At 41.4% G+C, this 20,859-nt stretch carries 25 protein-coding genes and 2 riboswitches; of the genes, 10 read left to right on the forward strand and 15 right to left on the reverse strand.

What is annotated here, in order from left to right; all coding sequences use genetic code 11:
* The 8 genes from ACIQ0C_RS20415 to ACIQ0C_RS20450 all read right to left on the reverse strand — a co-directional run.
* The coding region (locus ACIQ0C_RS20415; RefSeq protein WP_403063292.1) for a helix-turn-helix domain-containing protein at window positions 1-257 on the reverse strand (257 nt) is incomplete at its 3' end.
* Between the two features lie 74 nt (window positions 258-331).
* Entirely contained in the window at window positions 332-469 is a 138-nt protein-coding gene (locus tag ACIQ0C_RS20420; RefSeq protein ID WP_402839093.1) for a hypothetical protein, read from the reverse strand.
* A 31-nt stretch (window positions 470-500) separates the two neighbouring features.
* Window positions 501-689, reverse strand: coding sequence for a hypothetical protein (locus ACIQ0C_RS20425; protein WP_034314269.1), 189 nt, complete (start codon window positions 687-689; stop codon window positions 501-503).
* 109 nt (window positions 690-798) lie between these two features.
* Window positions 799-2,565 (reverse strand): oligopeptide ABC transporter substrate-binding protein, encoded by a 1,767-nt coding sequence (opp4A, locus tag ACIQ0C_RS20430; protein WP_403063295.1) that lies wholly within the window; start codon window positions 2,563-2,565, stop codon window positions 799-801.
* Between the two features lie 19 nt (window positions 2,566-2,584).
* A complete protein-coding gene (locus ACIQ0C_RS20435; RefSeq protein ID WP_402839344.1) occupies window positions 2,585-3,484 on the reverse strand; it encodes an ABC transporter permease in 900 nt (299 codons plus the stop codon).
* Between the two features lie 22 nt (window positions 3,485-3,506).
* Complete coding sequence (gene opp4B / locus ACIQ0C_RS20440) at window positions 3,507-4,472, reverse strand: oligopeptide ABC transporter permease (protein WP_034314271.1); 966 nt, start codon at window positions 4,470-4,472, stop codon at window positions 3,507-3,509.
* A 13-nt stretch (window positions 4,473-4,485) separates the two neighbouring features.
* Complete coding sequence (locus ACIQ0C_RS20445) at window positions 4,486-5,412, reverse strand: ABC transporter ATP-binding protein (RefSeq protein ID WP_053534228.1); 927 nt, start codon at window positions 5,410-5,412, stop codon at window positions 4,486-4,488.
* Entirely contained in the window at window positions 5,390-6,415 is a 1,026-nt protein-coding gene (locus ACIQ0C_RS20450) for an ABC transporter ATP-binding protein (RefSeq protein ID WP_403063298.1), read from the reverse strand. Before ACIQ0C_RS20450 ends, ACIQ0C_RS20445 begins: the two co-directional genes overlap by 23 nt.
* Before the next feature lie 494 nt (window positions 6,416-6,909).
* Between ACIQ0C_RS20450 and ACIQ0C_RS20455 the strand changes: the two genes are divergently transcribed.
* Window positions 6,910-7,545, forward strand: a complete 636-nt coding sequence (locus ACIQ0C_RS20455) for a Bax inhibitor-1/YccA family protein (protein WP_403063301.1) — start codon at window positions 6,910-6,912, stop codon at window positions 7,543-7,545.
* 193 nt (window positions 7,546-7,738) lie between these two features.
* On the opposite strand, the gene ACIQ0C_RS20460 is transcribed toward ACIQ0C_RS20455, so the two are convergent.
* The 3 genes from ACIQ0C_RS20460 to ACIQ0C_RS20470 all read right to left on the reverse strand — a co-directional run bounded on the left by ACIQ0C_RS20460 (window position 7,739) and on the right by ACIQ0C_RS20470 (window position 9,511).
* Complete coding sequence (locus ACIQ0C_RS20460; protein WP_402839084.1) at window positions 7,739-8,281, reverse strand: acyl-CoA thioesterase; 543 nt, start codon at window positions 8,279-8,281, stop codon at window positions 7,739-7,741.
* Between the two features lie 132 nt (window positions 8,282-8,413).
* Complete coding sequence (locus ACIQ0C_RS20465; protein WP_402839342.1) at window positions 8,414-8,878, reverse strand: M15 family metallopeptidase; 465 nt, start codon at window positions 8,876-8,878, stop codon at window positions 8,414-8,416.
* A gap of 147 nt (window positions 8,879-9,025) precedes the next feature.
* The gene (locus tag ACIQ0C_RS20470) at window positions 9,026-9,511 is read right to left on the reverse strand and encodes a DinB family protein (RefSeq protein WP_403063304.1); all 486 of its coding nucleotides are present in this window, start codon (window positions 9,509-9,511) and stop codon (window positions 9,026-9,028) included.
* Between the two features lie 129 nt (window positions 9,512-9,640).
* On the opposite strand from ACIQ0C_RS20470, the gene ACIQ0C_RS20475 reads away from it, so the two are divergent.
* Window positions 9,641-9,844, forward strand: coding sequence for a hypothetical protein (locus ACIQ0C_RS20475; RefSeq protein ID WP_403063307.1), 204 nt, complete (start codon window positions 9,641-9,643; stop codon window positions 9,842-9,844).
* Window positions 9,845-10,024: 180 nt separating this feature from the next.
* On the opposite strand, the gene ACIQ0C_RS20480 is transcribed toward ACIQ0C_RS20475, so the two are convergent.
* Window positions 10,025-10,726, reverse strand: coding sequence for a DUF459 domain-containing protein (locus ACIQ0C_RS20480; RefSeq protein WP_403063310.1), 702 nt, complete (start codon window positions 10,724-10,726; stop codon window positions 10,025-10,027).
* Window positions 10,727-10,943: 217 nt separating this feature from the next.
* Between ACIQ0C_RS20480 and ACIQ0C_RS20485 the strand changes: the two genes are divergently transcribed.
* Entirely contained in the window at window positions 10,944-11,450 is a 507-nt protein-coding gene (locus ACIQ0C_RS20485) for a GNAT family N-acetyltransferase (RefSeq protein WP_402839076.1), read from the forward strand.
* 70 nt (window positions 11,451-11,520) lie between these two features.
* On the opposite strand, the gene ACIQ0C_RS20490 is transcribed toward ACIQ0C_RS20485, so the two are convergent.
* Complete coding sequence (locus ACIQ0C_RS20490; protein WP_403063313.1) at window positions 11,521-11,715, reverse strand: Spo0E family sporulation regulatory protein-aspartic acid phosphatase; 195 nt, start codon at window positions 11,713-11,715, stop codon at window positions 11,521-11,523.
* Window positions 11,716-11,968: 253 nt separating this feature from the next.
* Window positions 11,969-12,157, reverse strand: coding sequence for a Fur-regulated basic protein FbpA (locus tag ACIQ0C_RS20495; RefSeq protein ID WP_034314291.1), 189 nt, complete (start codon window positions 12,155-12,157; stop codon window positions 11,969-11,971).
* A 175-nt stretch (window positions 12,158-12,332) separates the two neighbouring features.
* A riboswitch (SAM riboswitch) is annotated at window positions 12,333-12,437 on the reverse strand.
* A gap of 156 nt (window positions 12,438-12,593) precedes the next feature.
* A riboswitch (TPP riboswitch) is annotated at window positions 12,594-12,699 on the forward strand.
* Window positions 12,700-12,789: 90 nt separating this feature from the next.
* Between ACIQ0C_RS20495 and tenA the strand changes: the two genes are divergently transcribed.
* Genes tenA through thiE form a run of 5 tightly spaced genes read left to right on the forward strand, consistent with a single transcriptional unit; the run spans window position 12,790 to window position 16,213 of the window.
* Complete coding sequence (tenA, locus tag ACIQ0C_RS20500) at window positions 12,790-13,479, forward strand: thiaminase II (RefSeq protein WP_095390053.1); 690 nt, start codon at window positions 12,790-12,792, stop codon at window positions 13,477-13,479.
* 12 nt (window positions 13,480-13,491) lie between these two features.
* Window positions 13,492-14,013, forward strand: coding sequence for an energy coupling factor transporter S component ThiW (thiW, locus tag ACIQ0C_RS20505; RefSeq protein WP_403063536.1), 522 nt, complete (start codon window positions 13,492-13,494; stop codon window positions 14,011-14,013).
* Window positions 13,982-14,788 (forward strand): bifunctional hydroxymethylpyrimidine kinase/phosphomethylpyrimidine kinase, encoded by an 807-nt coding sequence (thiD, locus tag ACIQ0C_RS20510; RefSeq protein WP_403063317.1) that lies wholly within the window; start codon window positions 13,982-13,984, stop codon window positions 14,786-14,788. Before thiW ends, thiD begins: the two co-directional genes overlap by 32 nt.
* Entirely contained in the window at window positions 14,785-15,600 is an 816-nt protein-coding gene (gene thiM, locus ACIQ0C_RS20515) for a hydroxyethylthiazole kinase (RefSeq protein WP_403063320.1), read from the forward strand. The genes thiD and thiM overlap by 4 nt, the downstream gene beginning before the upstream one ends.
* The gene (gene thiE, locus ACIQ0C_RS20520) at window positions 15,581-16,213 is read left to right on the forward strand and encodes a thiamine phosphate synthase (protein WP_403063323.1); all 633 of its coding nucleotides are present in this window, start codon (window positions 15,581-15,583) and stop codon (window positions 16,211-16,213) included. Before thiM ends, thiE begins: the two co-directional genes overlap by 20 nt.
* A gap of 38 nt (window positions 16,214-16,251) precedes the next feature.
* Here the strand turns inward: thiE and ACIQ0C_RS20525 are convergent, their stop codons facing one another.
* On the reverse strand, window positions 16,252-17,457 hold the full coding sequence (locus ACIQ0C_RS20525; RefSeq protein ID WP_403063326.1) for an MFS transporter: 1,206 nt from the start codon (window positions 17,455-17,457) through the stop codon (window positions 16,252-16,254).
* 269 nt (window positions 17,458-17,726) lie between these two features.
* On the opposite strand from ACIQ0C_RS20525, the gene ACIQ0C_RS20530 reads away from it, so the two are divergent.
* The gene (locus ACIQ0C_RS20530; protein WP_034314306.1) at window positions 17,727-19,214 is read left to right on the forward strand and encodes an aldehyde dehydrogenase family protein; all 1,488 of its coding nucleotides are present in this window, start codon (window positions 17,727-17,729) and stop codon (window positions 19,212-19,214) included.
* A gap of 353 nt (window positions 19,215-19,567) precedes the next feature.
* Window positions 19,568-20,800 (forward strand): aminopeptidase, encoded by a 1,233-nt coding sequence (locus tag ACIQ0C_RS20535; RefSeq protein ID WP_403063539.1) that lies wholly within the window; start codon window positions 19,568-19,570, stop codon window positions 20,798-20,800.
* Window positions 20,801-20,859 lie beyond the last annotated feature (59 nt).

A 20,859-nucleotide genomic window follows, 5' to 3' on the forward strand; every position in this document is an offset into this window, starting at 1 on the left:
TTATACACAGCAGCTGCATGGGTACTAGACACTCCAAAATCGTTCATATAGTTTAGTACATCCATCTTAAAGCTAATATCATAATTTGTATAGGTGGACATCAGCCCTTCTATCCCATGTTCTTTATAATGTGCGACCCATTGCTTTAAAGGAGTCAAACTGATATTAAATTGATTGGCTACAGTTCTAAATGAGTCCATTCCTTCTAAATAAGCAAGGACAGCTTTTAATTTCAACTCTAATGAATATTTTGTCATAAAAAAAGCACCTCCAATTGTTAGATGGTGTCTAACAATTGGGGTGCAGTTCAAAAGGCGGTCCTTTAATCGATTTAACTCATAAAGGCCAAGACAGGCAACATGGCCATAGCTAATGTTGCAATTCCATATAACGCTAAATTCTCCATATTCACTTTTCTTTTCCACTTATTGCGCCATACTTTGTATCTGTCCATATCTTCGTTCCTCATAAAAAAACCTCCTTCATGATGAAAGTTCAACTTACTTCAACTGTCTTTGTTTGTTGGACATTTCCTTCATATACTCCAAGAAGGCAATTCTCTTTTCGTCTGGATAGGCTACAATGTCTGCAATGATTTCCTCTTCGAGAGGTTTCAGTAAACGGCCAACCGATTCAGTAAACAATATTTCTAACTCTCTCTTTGTTTCATTAGGATTTCTCACTTCCATCAATATCACCCTTCCAATTACTTACTGTTATCTATATAACCTTTATCCACTTCATTGAAACACAAAAAAAATCGACCGCCATAAAGGCAGCCGATAGTCATTAATTAAGTTATTTCGTTACCCCGACATTATGCCACTGATATTGGCGTGCTGCAAGGTAATCATAACCTGTAACGCGTTCATTCACTCCCGCCAATTGATAACGGAATAATGTCGGAATGACCGGAACCTCTTCATGGATCAATTCCTGCCACTCATTATACGTATCGATTCGATATTGATCATCGAAGGCTTCCTCTGAAATCCCTTTCGCAAGCAGCTCATCATTTTTTTCATTTACCCAGCGGGTATAGTTAAATTCTGCAGATCTGGACCATAATCCTGATGGATCCGGATCGGAAGCGACACCCCATGCAGCTGAATAAACATCAACTTCGTCATTATCCTTTTTCAGCAGGTCGTAGAATGAATTGAACTCATGAAGCTTACCATCCTGCAATTCGACGTCCAAACCAACTTGTTCCCATTGTTGGATATAATATCTTGCCAGAGGCTCAGAAACATCGGAACCGCTCATGGAAGCAAAGTTGATCTTGAACTCTTTTCCATCCGCATCTTCACGAATGCCATCATTATTCGTATCTACAAATCCTGCTTCATCCAAAAGTTTTTTAGCTTTTTCAGGATTATATTCATATGGTTTTAGGTCTTTATTGTTATATTTAAAGTTTGGTGTAATGACAGAGTTGGCAGGGTAACGAAGGCCCTTGAACATCTTTTTGCCAACTTCTTCATTATTGATGGCATATGCCATTGCCTGACGAAGCCGTTTATCACCGAATTTCGGATTTTCATCCATAATATTTTCTTCTTTTTCCTTATCATAATGACCGAAATTGAACCCAATATAGGAATAAGCCAATTCCACTTTCCCCAATAATTCGACATTTTCCAGTTCCTTGGCCTGTTCATATTGTTCAGGCAGGACCTCGGCTACATCGAGGTCACCATTTTCAAGTGACTTGACGACAACTGCCGGATTCACGACTTTCAATGTGACACTGTCCAATTTAGGTGCACCTCGATAATAATCTTTATTCGCTTCGAATTCGACCGCTTCCCCTTGAACGATTTTCTTCACTTTGAATGGTCCAAAACCAATCGGATTTTTACGTATTTTATCCGAAGATTCCAACTCTGCAATCGGAACATCTTTTAAGTATTCTTTATGAAGCGGGTATGACCATAATCCGGTCGTGACGGAAGGGTTCGCTTTTTTGAAAGTGAAAGTGATTTTCTTGCCATCGACTTTAATCCCTGAAATCTTATCCGATTTCCCTTCATGATACTCTTCCATACCCTCGATTAAAGCCATTTGTTCATCATAGCGGACACCTTTGTAATCCTTGTTTCCAATGACAAGATATGCATATTCCAAATCGGCACCAGTCACAGGCTTTCCATCATGCCAATTTACATTATCCTTAATCGTCAGCGTGACCGTTTTATGATCGTCTGAAATCTCATAGGAAGCGGCGCCTTCATTCGTATATACATAGTTTTCGTCTGTATCCAATAAATCTTCATCATCCAGGAATGTGGTGATTTGGTGATCCGGTTCGCCCTGATTGAAAACTTTGTTCAATATTCCTTCAAACGGTGTGTTGGATACCAAACCATATGTCAAATGGCCGCCTTCAATCGGCTCTCCTTGATTTGTCGTCTTTGTCGGGAATTTAGAGGTATCGACCTGTTCGACATCTTTCCCTTTTTTCTCTTTCGTTGAAGATTTCTCCGTATCATTCGAACATGCAGCAAGCAGTAGCGACGAAATGGCCAATGCACTTAATACCTTACTGTAGCTTTTGATTTTCATATCATACACTCCCCTTTTTTTATCCTCTTCTTTGTCTTGCATCGGCAGCGCGTTTTAACGCTTGACCAACGAAATTTATACTCAGCATCAACACTAAAATCATGAGTGATGCGGGTACCCATATCCACCACTTGTTTTCCAGAACATCTGGATTTCGAGCATAACTGATGAGCGTCCCTAAACTCGGGGTGCTCTCAGGAAGGCCGAACCCTAAGAAAGTCAAACTGGATTCTAAGCCAATATTGCCAGCAAGGTTCAAAATGAAGTTAACGATGATCAATGAACTGACATTGGGCAGAAGCTGAAACAGGATGATTTTCCAATGTGGCGTCCCGAGTGTCTGTGAGGCATGGATATAATCCAGCTCACGCTCTGACAATGCCTTTGAACGAATCAGCCGGGCCTTACCTGTCCATAAAAACATCGTCATGATTAAAATGAAAACATATACATTGAAAATCGGTACAATCGTGACTACAACGATGATGAACATCAATTGCGGGAGGGCAATCACGAAATCGATAATACGCATGATCACATTATCGGTCGCCCCGCCAAAGTAGCCGGCCAGAAGCCCTAACGATAAACCGATGATAGCCGTGAATAATGTTATGAATAAACTGATCGTGAATGAATTTCTGGTACCTATTATCAGTTGTCCGAATACATCCCGGCCACCATAATCGGTTCCAAGCCAATAGTCTGAAGATGGTTCCATATAAATGGAGAGAAAATCGACCTTGGCTATTTCCTTGGCGTCCATGAAAAGTGACGCACCGTAAACAAAAAGCAAAATGGCTGCTAATATGATCAATGAGCCCATGGCAAGCTTATCCTTTTTGATTTCCTGCCAGATAATTTTGATTCCTGAAGGGCTCACATCTTTCACTTGTATGTTCTTTCCGGTTTCTACTTTCATTTCCATACGACTCACCCCGCTCCTATTCTATCCGTATGCGCGGATCGACCGCACTAAGTATGATGTCCGAAAGAAGTGTGCCAAGCAGAGTGGCAAATCCCGTCATCATGACGATGGCCGTGACAACGCTGAAATCCCGCAGACTGACTGAACTAAGGAAAAGCTGCCCAAGTCCCGGATAACTGAAAATGGTCTCGATTATGACCGCGCCGCCGATCAATCCAGTAATTTCATAGCCTAAGAATGCCGCAATCGGTAAAAAGGAATTTCTCAGGATATGCCGTGAATATACCTTTGATTCAGGCACTCCCTTCGAACGCGCAGTCCTTACGAAATCCTTGATTTTATTATCGATGATTTCATTTCGCAAATATTGGATCGTACTTGTTGTTGCAATTAAAGCTGTACTTAAAGCTGGTAAAATCAAATGATTGATCTTGCTTACAACATAGGCGAATGTTCCTTCGTCCACCTTTGAATCGACACTGCCTCCAGACGGGAACCAATCCAAGGCAAATCCGAAAACGAATAACATGATTAAAGCAAAAATGAAAATCGGCGTGCCAAACCCTACATAGCTATAACCCGTAACGGTTTTATCCACCCAGGTATCGTTATACCTTCCGCTAAGTATGCCTAATGGAATCGCAAGCATATATGTAAAGATCAGCGTGACCAACGCTAGGAACACCGTGTTCCAAAGCCTGTCTTCAATCACATCCATAACGGGCGTCTTATGTGTATAGGAAACACCGAAATCACCCTGTACAGCATTGGATGCCCACCTTATATATTGTTGGTACCAAGGGTCATTCAAACCCAGTTCTTCCCGGATCCTATCAAGCTCTGCTGGATTGGCCCTAGGGTTGATTTCCTGGCCTGACAGTGCATCTCCCGGCATTGCTTTTGCCATCATGAAAACGATGATGCTCAATAAAAAGAGCTGCGGGATCATAACTAATAATCGTCTTAGGATAAACTTCCACATTCCTTCCACCTCCTTATTGTAATGCGACTCTATGTGTCGATGAGATCGGTTTCAAATCGTAAGCACGTCCATTCTCATCGAAATATTTTGAGTAGGTAGACTCATATTCCGAGGTGAGTTTTTTTCTAAGCTGCACTTTATCTTCACGAACTTCCGGCTCTAAATCGGGAATGGCGGCAATCAGGCGCTTCGTGTATATATGTTGGGGATTTTCATAGATTTCCTCGCTTTTTCCTTCCTCTACCAATCTACCGCGATACATGACGCCCATCCGGTCACACATATGCCGGATTACACCTAAATCATGCCCGACAAATAAATAAGTCAAATTGAACTCCTGTTGGAGATCCTGAAGGAAATTCAATACTTGTGCCTGAACGGAAACATCCAGTGCTGACACCGGTTCATCCGCAATGATCAGTTTAGGTTTCAATGTCAATGATCGGGCAATCCCAATTCGCTGGCGCTGCCCCCCAGAAAATTCATGAGGATACTTGTGAATCGATTCCGGACTCAGTCCGACTTTGTCCAAGAAGTCCTGGACGATTTTCTTTTCCTCTGAAGGTGATAACCGTTCGAAGTTCCTCAGCGGTTCGGCAATGATGTCCAGTACCCGCTTCTTGGGATTCAAGGATGAATACGGGTCTTGGAAAATCATTTGGATATCTTTTCTGAATGGTTTAATTTCTCTTCTACTTAATGATGCTAAATCCCTGCCTTCAAACAGGATTTGTCCGGATGTCACCTCATTCAGTTTGACCACCGCCTTGCCTGTCGTGGACTTGCCGCTTCCGGATTCCCCGACCAAACCATATGTTTCCCCTTGCTGCAGCTCAAAGGAAACACCGTCCACAGCCTTTACGTGATCAACCACCCTTCTGAAAAAACCGCCCCTTATTGGAAAATGCACTTTCAGATTATCTAATTTGAGTAATGTCATGGGCCGATGCATCTCCTTCATCTTGAAAATAAAATTCTTTATAGCAGGTACAGCGGACAAAATGATCGCTGCCCACTTCATGAAGTCGGGGTGTCTCTTCATGCGCATGCTTAGGTATCCAAGGAATCCTATCTTGGAATCGGCATCCGATCCGATCCATTTTCGCTATCGATGGAACGATTCCCTCGATGACATGCAAACGATTTTTCTCGTTGGCAGCCGAAGGAATCGAATTTAATAACGACCTCGTATATGGATGCAGCGGATTGTTGAATATCTCTTTAACACTTCCCGTTTCCACTACCTGACCTGCATACATGACTACGATCCTGTCAGCGACCTCTGCTACGACGCTCAGATCATGTGTGATTAAGATGATCCCCATTTTAGTCCTGCTTTGGATATCCTTCAGCAGATCAAGTATTTGCGCTTGAATCGTAACATCCAGTGCCGTCGTGGGTTCATCGGCGATGACCAGTGCAGGATTGCAAGCAATCGCGATCGAGATCATTGCCCTTTGCCGCATTCCGCCCGAGAGCTCATGCGGATATTGCTTGTACGTCCGTTCGGGATATGGAATTCCCACTTGTGTCAAAAGTTCGAGTGTCCTGTTCTTTTTTTCAGCACTGGAGAGTTCAGTGTGGTAATCAAGACTCTCCTCGATCTGTTTTCCTATGGTCATGAGCGGGTTCAAAGCCGTTAAAGGTTCCTGGAATATCATACCCAATTCCTTACCACGGATTTTATTCATTTGCACATCATTCAATTTTAGGAGATTTTGACCTTTATAATTGATGTTTCCTTCGGATTTCGTTCTTTGCTTATTATGTAATTGAATGATAGATAAGGCCAAGGCACTCTTTCCACAACCTGATTCTCCAACAACTGCTACAATTTCATTTTCATTCACCGTAAACGAAACATCATCCACCGCTGCATGATATTTGTTGCCGATTCGAAATGAGGTAGTTAGGTTCTCTATTTGTAAAATAGCTTTCTTCATCCTTGCTCCCCCTAAACTATTTTATCGGGAAAATAATTAATCTTCTGATAATTATTAAGAATTTTAATCATTTTTTTACAATTATACAATAGTTTTTTTAGAAAATAATCACATTTTTTTCATATTTTATAACTCTAGGAATAATTTTCTGCAATATAAAAACGTTTCCTTTATAACTGTTATACAGTAAAGTTTTGAAGTCCGATTAATTATATAAAACCAATAATTTTGAATTTATTATTTCGAGATAACTTTTTTAAAGTTCATACTCATTTATTGACCTTGTCGTTTTACGTACCGCAGAGTGTTTTCACTTGAATTATTTTAATATTTCAGAAAAATTAGTCTTTTTGTAAGAATATCATAAAATAGGTAATTATTTCATATATATTTCAATACTTTAAAAAAAACACTTAATTTTTCATTAATGGCAATGAAACCTTTTTAAAACAGATTCGTAGAAGACTGTAGAAAATAAATGATGAGGTGATTGAATGTATTCACAAACTGTACAAACATATTTGCCATCCGTCATGCGGACGTTCGCTTTATCACTTGCCGTTTCCGTTTTAGGGATGGCTCTCGGCACTCTTGTTCCGCCATCCTTGTTTCTTCCCTTGGCGATACTTGAGATCGCCATGTTGATTGGAGCATTCATATTACGGAGGAAAAAAGCGATAGGTTATACATTTTTGTATACTTTCACGTTGATTTCCGGAATTACGACCTATCCGATCATTGCACACTACCTAGCCGCTGCAGGGGCAAATGTGGTGATCCTGGCAGGTGTTACGACGACAGTCGTATTTGGAGGACTGGCGGTTTATGCCACAACCACCAAAAGGGACCTTTCATTCTTGGGGGGAATGTTATTTGCAGCCTTGCTAGCTTTAGTCGTCATTAGCATTTTCAACATTTTCTCTCCATTAAGCTCTACAGCCATGCTGGTCTTTTCATTTATAGGGATTTTAGTTTTCAGTGGTTATATTTTATATGATTTCAATCGAATGAAGCATTATGGGGTAACAGCCGAAGAAGTACCGCTCATGGCTTTGAATCTATATCTTGATTTCATTAACCTATTCATTAACATCTTGCGCTTCTTTGGTATTTTAGCAAGCGATGACTAAAATCGGATATGTTCAAACCTACAAGGTAACATAAAATAGACGCTTGGAATTTTCCAAGCGTCTTTTCACGTAATTTTCCCATTCGGATAGTTGAAGAACACAATTTTCCTAATAGCAATGGCGATTAATAAAAGACCAAATCACGATGAATTTGGTCTCGATCATCAATAAAACGGCTGAAGGGATGCCTATCTTATTTATATAATCCTGGATTTGATTGATCGGTCCATGGCAGTTTCACACCGAAAGTACTTGCAATGAACTGTGTATCTTCCCTTCTTTTTTTCCTTATTTGGGCCCGTTGTTTAGCTGATTCATTTAAATTCCTTTCCATTTCCGTTTCAGGAACCAAACGCGGAACAGGGATTGGTTTACCTTCTTCATTAATGGCAACAAATGTCAAGAAGGAAATCACGCATAAATTTCGGGCTCCAGTAACTAAATCCTCCGCAATCACCTTGACGATGATTTCCATTGATGTTCTGCCCGTATAAGTCACGAAGCTTTCAAGGCAAACTGCATTTCCTTCGTGAATAGGGTGCAGGAAATCGACAGAATCAGTTGATGCCGTAACGACGTTGCTTCGCGCATGACGCATGGCTGATATAGCCGCTACATCATCAATGTATGCCATTAATTTGCCTCCGAACATCGTACCAATATTATTTGTATCCGGCGGGAGGACAAGGCTTGTTTTTATGACCAATGAGTCCCGGCAATTTTTTGTTTCTTCCATGGTGACTGCACTCCTTTATGTCTGATTTCTCACTAGTCCACTTTATCGAATTCTTACCTGTAAAGCAATTCACATGCTTATTTTCCTGCTTTTAGTCAAAATTATGCGGCTTATAATGAAGCCAAACCACTTTCACTGCCCTTTTGGCTGCTTGCCTTGTTGCAGCTCACGCAGGCTTAGACCAAATGTCATTTGTAAATGTGGATAATCCTTGAACCCTGCCCAATCCCCTCCCCATTCGAAACCTAACCCTTTAGCGATGGTTACGACTTCCATCCAATCCGACTTTCCATTATCGTTGCCGTCATAACTCATATCCCAAATGGCCTCGCCTTGTTTGTTAAGGAGGGCAAAATCTATTGCCAAACCGAAATTATGCAGCGACTCGCCACCTCTTGCATTCGTTACGATGTTGCCCGAGTCTGATCTTCCCTTTTCATAGAGTTCATTTTGCTCGGCTAGAGACCGGAACCCTGCCGTAATGATAACCTGGATGCCTTTGTCATTGGCCAGTTGAATGAGCTCATCTTTTTTTTCGGCGACGATCGGATTAAGCTCGTCAGTCAGTTCGATTTCATCCAGGTCAGGCGGAAGCATATACTTGAACAAGAGCCACAGCAACAATCCGAAAAAGCCCAATACCAAACATGTCCTTACCCAAGTGGCTTTCACTAAAAAAATCCTTCCTTTACGAATATCTGTATGAAAATGAAAAACTCAACCAAAGACGGATGAGTTTTTCTTCTATAATAACTTTGCTTTCAGTTCTTCAATTTGCAATAAATGCCGGTTTTCATGTAGTCCCACGAACGGAATCCATTGCTTCAGGCTTAAATCCTTAAACAAAGGGTGTGGAAAAGACTTTTGTTCGAGATCAATTTCCTTTGCATGGTCAACGACCTGTACAAAAGCTTTTCGGGATTCGGACAACTTCTCCTTAACTTCACTCAAAGTCTGGTATGATTCTGACGGAATGACAAATGGCGGGGCCTGGACCTTCACTTCACGATTTAAAGTAAGCTCTATCGGTTTATCCACAGCAGGAATGCTTTCATCGCTCTTCAATTTATCGGAAATGCTCTTTGTTATGGCCCTCTCCATTAAATATAAATGATCCAAAACCTGGATGATGCTCCATCGTCCAGGTTTAGGCTGGGCGTTCAGCTGTTCATCCGATAGTCCGTTTACCGCATTTAAAAGTTCTTCCCTGATTTTTTCATTTTCATTCATTTTAGCATCTCCTCTTATCAGCCTCGCTAATCTCCTTTAATTATTCCATGTCCTATAGGAAAGTGTAAAATAATAATACTTTTTGACAAAACGAACCGATTAAAAGTTGTCTATTTTCTGAAAAGCTCTATGATATTCATAAAGGCAAAATTCATCAAGGACAGTCTAAATAGGAGTGGTCGCTATGAGTGGAGGACATATTCCATTCAGCCAACGGCGGCCTTGGATACAGAATCCGAACACTTGATCCAGCAAGCATTGTCACGTTTAATGAAAAACCGGACTTCAATAGTCATTGCACATTGTTTATCGACCATTCATGATGCCGATTAAATCATCGGCTGGAAAAAGGGCAGGTTCATGAAAAAGGAACACATGAACAGTTAATGCAAAACAGCGGCCGATTCAAGCAGCTCCATGACTTACAGTTCCCTTAACTAAAAGCGATATCAAATTCCTAGAAGACTTAGCAGGCAAAAATGCACAGAAAACCTTTCTGTGCATTTTTTGCTTTCATTTGAAATCATAACTTTCCAAAACCCGATTCGCAATGAGCTGATACCCTTTTTCATTCGGATGTAACTTATCACTGAAATACTTTGTTTTCTTTTCATCTTCAAAAAGATCATTTGTAGGAATGAATAACATCCTTTTATCTTTATCCGCTAATCCCTTTATTGACCGGTTATAATCGCGAATGTGCTTTTCAAGTTTTTGATTGTCTTTAATTGGGTTATATAGTCCTACTACCAGAATATCCGCTTTATCGTTTGCCTCCAGCAATGTTGATGTAATCTTTTTCAGATGGTTGATATACTCCCGTTTACCCTCATTGATTTTTCGGTCACTTATTTTCTCCAAGTCCCCGCCGTTACTATTGATCAAGTCATTCGTTCCAATAAAAACGATGAAAGTATCAGCTTCATCAAGTTTCGTTTTAATGCGGTAATCATCAAGCTGTTTCATCACCCCATCCGTTTCCTGGCCTTTTATACCGTAATTCCAAAAACTCACTTTTTGCTCCGATTGCGGATCATTCAATTCATCCTCAAGGCCTTCTATATATCCTTCCCCGTTTTTATCCCCTTTTCCATAGGTTAATGAATCTCCAAAAGCCATGACCCTTTGCACATCTTCCGACTCCGAGGCCTGGAATTCATATGCAGCAAAACATATAACCAGTACAATAATCAATAAACCTGCCAATTTTTTCATTTGGTTCTCCTCTTGTCTTTTTCTAGAAGTATTTAGTCTTTTACATACCCAAAAATCTGAAGTCTTAACATAAAAAAGAATTGTCAGATAAAGAGTAATGAGTGTATGATAATATAAAACTTTCAATGGATTGGGTGTCGTTCACCGTTCCTAAAACCAAAAACGGGATTACCCTTCATTCTGGAGATTGAATAAATGATAGTTAGGAGTTTAAATCATGGAAGAGAACATAGAGTTTAGAGAGGCAGAACTATCTGATCTACCCAGAATTGTTGAAATATATAATTCGACAATTGCTTCAAGAATGGTCACGGCAGATACGGAACCTGTATCCGTCCAATCGAGGGTTAAATGGTTTGAGGAACATCATTCAGAAAGTAGACCGCTATATATCATTACTATAGAAGGGAAAACTGCTGGATGGATGAGCTTTCAATCCTTCTATGGCCGACCGGCATATAAGTCCACTGCGGAAATCAGCATTTATATTGATGATTATTTCCGGGGAAAAGGAATCGGACAAATTTCGATTCGAAAGGCAATTGAATTGTGTCCAAAATTAGGTATTAAGACTTTATTGGGTTTCATTTTCGCCCACAATGCACCGAGCCTTAAGCTTTTTTCCAAATTTGGGTTTGAAGAATGGGCACATTTACCTCAAGTTGCCGAGCTGGATGGCATTGAGCGGGATTTGATCATTCTTGGTAAACGTGTCGATATTTAATATATAATTCTTTAGAGCTATTGCCTTGAGCAGTAGCTTTTTCAGATTAATACAGGTCGAATTGGCTAATTTAAAAATACCTATTTGCTTTTTGAAAGGAAAAATACTCAGAATCCCTTTTACTTGCTAATGCATTTAATAGCCTATCCAATTCTTGACTGGCTTGAACAGTTACGAGACTTGTTAAGCCGTAAGTCGCTCCCAACTTTATCATTTCCTGTCTCTTTTCTTCTACTTTTTCTACAGTTACCTTACGGCAAGGCATTATAGCCACCTCCCATTTATTCAATATTTTTACACTTTCATCATAATGAAACCACTAGTTAAAATCAACTATTTTCCAGAAATAAAATGTGTTATTTTATAGGTCAAATGTAACAAAACACCTATTCCACTCTTAAATTATGTATATTTTGTGTCGTTTTCTATTAAACGCAAAAAAAGCATCCACTAGTGTAGACTGCGAATGCTTACATCATATCCCTTATCCATGAACCAAAAATATAGTATATCGCTTACTATGTCATCCATTCAGAAGGTGACTCGTTATTGGGTCTATTTATAACAATCTTATATTCATCTTCAAGTACTTTTAATGGGGCATCATAAAGGTGCCTTTCATCAGAGGTTTTGTATACTCCATTGGCCAATAGCTCTTCAATGAGCTTTGCCTTCCTCTGTTCAATCCTCTTAAATAATTCTGCCATGTAAATGGCTCCTTTCCTAGTCGTCCTTGAGCCTGCTTCTAGTTAGCTAAACTTTATCAACTTGTTTGATTTCACCAAATTATATATACCTTTTCTATTATGTCACTAAACGTTATTTCCCAAAAATAAAAGCCCCTTCCAATTTAAGAAGAGGCTGACAGTGTCCGTACGGCTCTTCTTATCTTCCAAGCATATGCTTGTTGGATTTAGCACAGTTCCCAAAATGGGTCCGCTGCCGAGGTTTCTTAGGGCCAAGTCCCTCCACCTCTCTGGATAAGAATTCGATATATAATGATGTAGAAATGATTCTATCCTAATAATCATCAAAAGTCAATTACCTGGTTCTCCCTTTTTTCCTGGAATAAAGGGATCCCTGTTTCAAATACGTGTTGCATTTTCTTGTCTTTCTGATATGATGTCAGTAATTACATACAATTCACACCACTAGGGGAGTCTTTTTTTAAGACTGAGATGGAATTAGTTCCGGACCCTTTGAACCTGAACCGGCTCATACCGGCGGAGGGAAGTGGATGATATCGTCCATTTACAGACTATATCCATCTACCCCGTTCCGTATTCAGGAACGGGGTTTTTTATTTAACAAAGGGATCCATTCTAAAGGAGGATGAACAATGGAGAATACAAAATTAGAAACATTCAGTGATAGACTGCATGCAAGGGCAAAAGAGATTTGGAAAAGGAACCATTCACATCCCTTTGTCCAGGCAATTGGAAACGGCACGCTTCCTGAAAAGAAATTTGCCTATTACCTGAAGCAGGACTATATCTATCTCATGGATTATTCCAAGCTCTTTGCTTTAGGTGTCATCAAAGCCCATAACATCGAAACCATGGCAAAGTTTGCGAATATTTTAAATGAAACCCTTCAAGTGGAAATGGATATCCATCGGCATTATGCTTCCGAATTCGGGATCAGTTCCAAGGAATTGGAAAATACAGAACCTACTCCAACCACTTTAGCCTATACAGGTTACATGCTAAATGCAGCTCAGCATGGGACTTTGGCAGACTTGATCGCCTGTCTCCTGCCCTGCGCTTGGGATTATTATGAAATCGGTTTGCTATTAAAAGAACAAAATGGAGCAGCTTTGGAAAACAACCGCTACGCAGATTGGATAAGGTCCTATTCGTCTCCTGAATTCGGGGAAGCACATAAGTGGCTGATCGCTTTGTTGGAAGAATTGACGGAAGGCATGCCTGAAAAGGAACTTCTTAGATTAGAAAAGCACTTTTTGGTTACTTCCCGATATGAATATTTATTCTGGGATATGGTTCAAAATGAGCAGGATTGGCCGCTGTAGGTGGATGACATGATGAATCCTATCAAGAAACTGACGTTGACTGCCATGATCACGGCTTTAACGACGCTGACCAGTTCATTTATTTTCATACCTGCAGGATTTGCAAAAATCTTTCCTATTCAGCATCTGGCAAATGTCCTGACGGCTGTTCTATTGGGGCCTGCCTATGCTGTAACACAAGCTTTTTTAGTTTCCATCATTAGAAACATGTCTGGTACCGGTTCAATTTTCGCCTTTCCCGGAAGCATGATCGGTGCACTTTTGGCTGCCATCCTTTACCGAAAAACACAAAGCTTAAAATTCGCCTGTTTAGGGGAAGTGATCGGGACCGGCATTCTCGGTTCCCTAGCCTGTTATCCACTTGCAACCCTCCTATTGGGAGAAAAAGCTGCTCTTTTTGGTTTTTTACCGGCTTTTATGTTCAGTTCATTCGCAGGTGCGATTTTAGCTTTCATATTACTTAAAATACTGATAAAAAATAATTATATGAAGGGGTTTTTTTATGAAAACAGCATTAACGATCGCCGGCTCTGATTCAGGGGGCGGTGCTGGAATACAAGCGGATTTAAAAACATTTTCTGCACACGGTGTATTTGGAATGTCCGCCATCACAGCCGTAACCGCACAAAACACAATGGAAGTCCGTTCAGTACAGCCAATTGAAACAGCTATCGTATCGGATCAAATTGCAGCTATATTTGAAGATATTCGTGTCGATGCAGTAAAAATAGGCATGCTTGGATCAAAAGAAATCGTGGAAACGGTAGCTGCGTCCCTTAAAGCCTTCATGCCTGCCATCGTTATCCTTGACCCTGTCATGATTTCCAAAAGCGGCCACCATTTGCTCGACGAAAAGGCTGTCTCTGCCTTAAAAATGGAGTTGCTTCCGCTTGCAACACTTGTTACTCCAAATGTACCGGAAGCGGAAGTACTTACTGGCTTCTCGATTCGGACGAAACAAGATTTCTACAGGGCATGCATTTCAATACAAGAAATGGGTCCCAAAGCCGTTTTACTTAAAGGGGGCCATTCAGCAGGAAATCCAAATGATCTTTTTTATGATGGGACTGACTTCCACTGGATCAAGGGAGAGCGCATTCATACAAAAAACACTCATGGTACGGGCTGTACCCTATCTTCCGCCATTACATCAAACCTGGCAAACGGACTGCCATTGCAAGTGTCGATCGAACAAGCCAAGACCTATATATCCGAAGCAATACGCAATAGCTTTTCAATCGGTAAAGGTCATGGACCAGTCCACCATTTTCATTCATATTCAAAAAAAGAACGGAGTGACTTGTTATGAAGGTTTCTTCAGCCGATTTATTTATGAAGGTAAGAGAAAGAAAACCACTCGTTCACCAAATCACCAACTTTGTTACGGTCAACGACTGTGCAAATGCCACCCTTGCCATCGGTGGTTCACCAGTAATGACATCGAGCCCAAGAGAAGTGGCGGATATGGTCAAATTAGCAGATGCATTGGTCCTGAATTTCGGTACGATCGATGATAAAGCTTTGGAAGCAATGGAGATCGCCGGTAAAACGGCAAATGCCCTGGATATCCCGGTCATTTTGGACCCGGTTGGAGTTGGTGCCACCTCCTATCGTACAGAGCAAGTCAAAGAGCTCCTAAGTAAGGTCACTTTCCAAATCATTCGCGGAAATGCGAGTGAAATCCTTTCATTGATGGGTGGGGATACCGTTACACGCGGGGTGGATTCGGGAGAACTTTCGATTAGCAATGCAGAGCTGGCCGCACGAGCGGCAAATGAATTGAATAGCATCATCGTGGTCAGCGGAGCTAAGGATGCGGTCAGCGATGGAAAACATACGTCCATCATCGATAACGGGAACCTCCTTTTAACTAATGTTACAGGCACCGGGTGCATGTCCACAGCTCTTATCGGCACTTTTTCCGGTGTCACCGATGATTTCTATTCTGCAGCAATTGCCGGTATCTCAACCATGAGCATTTCAGGGGAACTAGCAGCCGCAAACCTTCAAAAGGATGAAGGAATTGGTACTTTTCGTGTGCGATTAATCGATGCGATATCAAGAATGGATAAGGAAATCTGGATGAACGAGGTGAAATTAAATGAAGAAGTCCCAAATTGATTTAAGCCTGTATTTAGTTACGGAAGAGTCCATAGCAATAGAAGAATTGACCAAAATCATTGCAGAATCCGTTTCAGGAGGAGTCTCGATCGTACAACTTAGAGAGAAAAACAATTCCTCCCTCTCCTTTTATAAAAAAGCATCTGCATTAAAACAGTTATTGAATGAGCTGTCCATTCCCCTTATCATCAATGACCGGGTGGATATAGCACTTGCGGTTGGAGCGGACGGAATTCATATTGGGCAAGATGACCTTCCACTGCCTGTCGTCAAAAAAATGGTTCCTGAAGATATGATTGTCGGTGTATCTGTCTCCACTCTTGAAGAAGCTCTCGAAGCCGAACGAAATGGAGCGGACTATATCGGAGTCGGTTCCGTTTTCCCTACCAAGACCAAACAAGATGCAACCCTAATGGCCCTTGAGGATTTGGGGGAAATTTGCCGTAGCGTATCCATTCCCGCAGTAGCCATCGGTGGTATCTCTGCCGATAACATTTCCTCTCTTTCTGATAGCGGGCTATCCGGTGCCGCAGTCGTATCGGCCATCATGAATGCAGATGATCCGAAGACTGCCTCCGAATCCCTTTTAAAAATAATTAAGGACTTTAATTAAACAAAGGGAGGAGACTGTATGCAGTCCCCTCCTTTTGTTTATGTCAAAACGGTATTCTTTGTTTCCTTTCCAAAAGCTACGGCAACTGCACCCACTAGAATAGCAATTGTAAATAGGGTGAAAATCGATGAAATCGGGGTGTCTGCGGCAACTAAATACCCTACAAGCAACGGTCCCAGGACACCACCAATCCTTCCGACCCCTGCAGCTAACCCAGCACCCGTACCGCGAACTGATGTTGGATACTGCTCAGGTGTATACGCATAAAGTGCACCCCATGCCCCTAGGTTGAAGAAAGATAGGAACATCCCGGAAACTATCAGCAGTGCCAGCCCCTCTGCCGATCCAAAGAAAAAGGCACTGACTGCCGTTCCAATTAAGTACGTGATCAAAACGAATTTACGTCCCATCTTCTCTATCAGCCATGCAGCTGAAAAATAGCCCGGAAGCTGTGCAAGCGTCATGATCAAAACATATTCAAAACTTTGAATCATGCTGAAGCCTTTTAGGACCATCACACTTGGCAGCCATAAAAACATCCCATAATAGGAAAAGACCACGCAAAACCATAGAATCCACAATACAAGGGTCTGACGGGAGTATTCCTTTTTCCAGACGCTTTTCATATTGCTTAATACAGATGGTCTCTGCTTTTTTTCAAGTTCCGTATACTTCGGTGAATCCGGCAGTTTCAAGCGCAGATACAGAGCATATAAAGCTGGAACTGCGCTCAATAACAATGCAACCCGCCAACCATAAGCCGGTATAATGAAATAGGATATGAGTGCTGCCAAAATCCAGCCAACCGCCCAAAAGCTTTCAAGAAGTACGACGACCCTTCCCCTTTTACTCGCTTCAACACTTTCAGAGACCAATGTCGAGGCAACCGGGAGTTCTCCCCCAAGTCCCATTCCAATCAAAAACCGCAATATCAAGAACAAGCTGAGTGTACTGACTGCTGCAGACAGGCCACTTGCGATCGAAAACAATAATAATGTAATGATGAAGACATTCTTTCGTCCGACCCTGTCGGCCATCGCACCAAAGAATACGGCGCCAACAGCCATTCCTATGGAGTTTATGCTCCCGATCCAGCCAACCTGCTCACTGGTTAAGTTCCAATCCTGTTTTAATGCAACAATGATGAAAGAAAGCATACCGACATCAAGTGCATCGAACATCCAGCCAAGACCCGCAACACCAAGTAACTTACGCTGTGATATCATTTTCGCATCATTTCCCATATATTCCTCCTGAAGAACTTCAGACCTTCTTGTTATTTTACCCTTATTCATTTTAACTATTAACTTTCATTTTCGCTATAGTAATTACACATGTCATGACAAAAAAATACTTCATTTTTAAAATGATGAAGAAATCTTGGATATTCTGTCGAATGTTATAGATTGAATATTCCCTTTTTTTCATTTATCATAAAAATTGGCAATCATAGCGTTAACAATAAGTCATCATGTTTTGCCCAAGATAATCATTTAATTCAGGAGGGTAATTAATGACAAATCTAACGTTAGAAGTAAGTGGAAAGCTGCAAAAATTTTTAACAGGACCAAAAAAGCTCTATATTAATGGTCAGTTTGTAGAAAGTGCTTCAAAAAAAACCTTCTCCACTCCTAATCCTGCTACAGGACAAAAACTTGCCGATGTTTATGAAGCTGATAAAGAAGATATCGACTTAGCGGTCAAAGCTGCACGCAAAGCATTCGATGAAGGTCCTTGGTCAAGAATGAGCGCAGCTGCACGCAGTAGACTTATGTATAAACTAGCCGATTTAATGGAAGAAAATAAAACAGAACTTGCTCAATTGGAAACGTTGGATAATGGTAAACCAATCAGTGAAACTACCAATGCCGATATTCCTTTAGCAATAGAACATATGAGATATTTTGCTGGCTGGTCCACCAAGATTGTCGGACAGACCATCCCGGTAAGCGGAAATTATTTTAACTACACAAAACACGAGGCTGTCGGTGTTGTCGGCCAAATCATCCCATGGAACTTTCCGCTTCTTATGGCGATGTGGAAACTGGGAGCGGCACTTGCTACAGGTTGTACGGTCATACTAAAGCCTGCTGAGCAAACACCGCTTTCCGCTCTTTACCTGGCAGAATTATTGGCTGAAGCCGGTTTCCCTGATGGGGTCGTCAATATCGTTCCCGGTTTTGGTGAAACCGCTGGACAAGCGCTTGTCGACCATCCGCAAGTAAATAAAATTGCATTTACCGGTTCGACCGAAGTTGGAAAATTGATCATGCGCTCCGCTTCATATTCATTGAAACGGGTCACATTGGAACTTGGTGGGAAATCGCCAAATATCATCCTGCCTGATGCTGATTTCTCAAAAGCCATCCCTGGAGCTTTGAATGGGGTTATGTTTAACCAAGGTCAGGTATGCTGTGCCGGTTCAAGGGTTTATATTCAAAAGAAACATTATGACAATGTTGTTGCCGATATGGCCAGCCATGCAAAAAACATCAAACAAGGGATTGGCCTAGATCCAAGTACACAAATTGGACCGCTTGTTTCCGAGGAGCAGCAAAATAGGGTAATGGGCTATATTGAAAAAGGGAAAAACGAGGGTGCGGAAGTTCTTGTCGGCGGAAATAAACCGGGTGAACAAGGCTACTTTGTTTCTCCTACTATATTCGCCGGTGTTGAAGAGGATATGACGATCGCCAAAGAAGAAATTTTCGGACCGGTCATAGCGGCAATGCCATTCGAGGATTTAGATGATGTCATTAACCGTGCAAATGCCAGTGAATATGGTTTGGCTGCCGGCTTATGGACAAGCGACATAGCCAATGCCCATTATGTTGCAGGGAAACTCCGTGCCGGTACAGTCTGGGTGAACTGTTATAACGCTTTCGACGCAGCTTCCCCGTTCGGCGGCTACAAACAATCCGGAATCGGACGTGAAATGGGATCTTATGCACTGGACAACTATTCTGAAGTGAAAAGCGTCTGGATTAATTTAGGTAAGTGATTTACTCTATTAAGGAAGAGGGTCTCAAAGAGGCCCTCTTTCTTTCAGTCCATTGATTCAGTGTACTAATCATTAAATTATTCAACTATTCAAACCTTTTCAATAGTCTTTCCTTCTTTAGTTTTGGTAAAATGCAAGATAGACAAAATCGCTGCTGGAGCTTGAGGACTTATTTGTGCCACGAGATTGCAGGTGCTGATGCAAAACCGATTTGAATTGAATTCAGCTCCTTGCCGGTTATCATGACCTCCATCGTATACGATTAGTTTTCATAATCGGTGTAAAAAGTTTCTTTTTTATATGACAATAAGTACAATTATAAATGTAGAAAATGGAAAAGGAGTTTTAAAATGATGAGTGATTTTCAAACGAATTTAGAAAAATATGCAGAACTTGCCGTTAAAGTCGGCGTAAACATCCAACAAGATCAAACCCTTGTCGTAAACTCAACATTAGAAGGCGCTGACCTTGTGCGTCTCATTGTAAAAAAGGCATATGAGAACGGTGCGCGCAATGTCATCGTCAATTGGAATGACGATATCGTTTCACGTACCAAATATGAACTGGCTCCGGATGAGGTGTTCCACGAGTATCCAAAATGGCGCGCAGAAGAAACGATCGAACTTGCAGAAAACGGAGCTGCCTATCTATCCGTCATCTCCTCCAGCCCTGACTTATTGAAAGGTGTAAATCCTGAAAGGATTGCCAACTTCCAAAAAGCATCAGGGACTGCTCTGAAGAAGTGGCGTCAGTATATGCAATCCGATAAAGTGAGCTGGTCCATCGTTGCCGTCCCTTCAAAGGCTTGGGCTGATAAAGTATTCCCAGAAGAGGCAGAAGGAAAACGAGTTGATTTGCTATGGGAAGCCATTTTCAAGGCAGTTCGTGTTGATGTGAAGGATCCTGTGGAAGCCTGGAAAAAACACGATGATACCCTGCATGAAAAGGTTGATTATTTAAATGATAAGCATTACCAAAAATTGCATTACACGGCTCCTGGAACCGACCTGACAATCGAGTTACCCGACAAACACCGTTGGGTCGGAGCAGGAAGCGTTAACGTACAGGGTCATGAATTCATGGCTAACATGCCCACTGAAGAAGTGTTTACAGTTCCATTGAAAACAGGCGTTAACGGTACGGTATCCAGTACGAAACCACTTAGTTACGGCGGCAACATCATCAATAATTTTTCCGTGACCTTCAAAGAAGGACGGATCATTGAGGTAAAAGCTGAAGAAGGGGAAGAAATCCTAAAGCAATTGGTTGAAACGGATGAAGGTTCACACTATCTTGGCGAAGTGGCACTTGTTCCATTCAACTCACCGATTTCCCAATCGAATGTTTTATTCTTCAATACATTATTCGATGAAAATGCATCAAACCACCTTGCTATCGGCAGCTCCTATGCTTTCTGCATTGAAGGCGGAAAAAATATGAGTCCAGAAGAGCTTGCAGAAAATGGATTGAATGATAGCCTTACACATGTCGATTTCATGATTGGATCGGAAAAAATGAACATCGACGGCATCAAACAGGACGGCACTTCAGAACCTGTCTTCCGTAATGGGGATTGGGCGTTTTAATTAAAGCGTTGATATAGAGGGGTTTTGAAGGTCTAATACCTTGAGTGGTCACAGAATTG

Origin of the sequence: Peribacillus sp. NPDC096448 (genome assembly GCF_044762675.1) — a bacterium.
Lineage (GTDB): Bacteria > Bacillota > Bacilli > Bacillales > DSM-1321 > Peribacillus > Peribacillus frigoritolerans_B.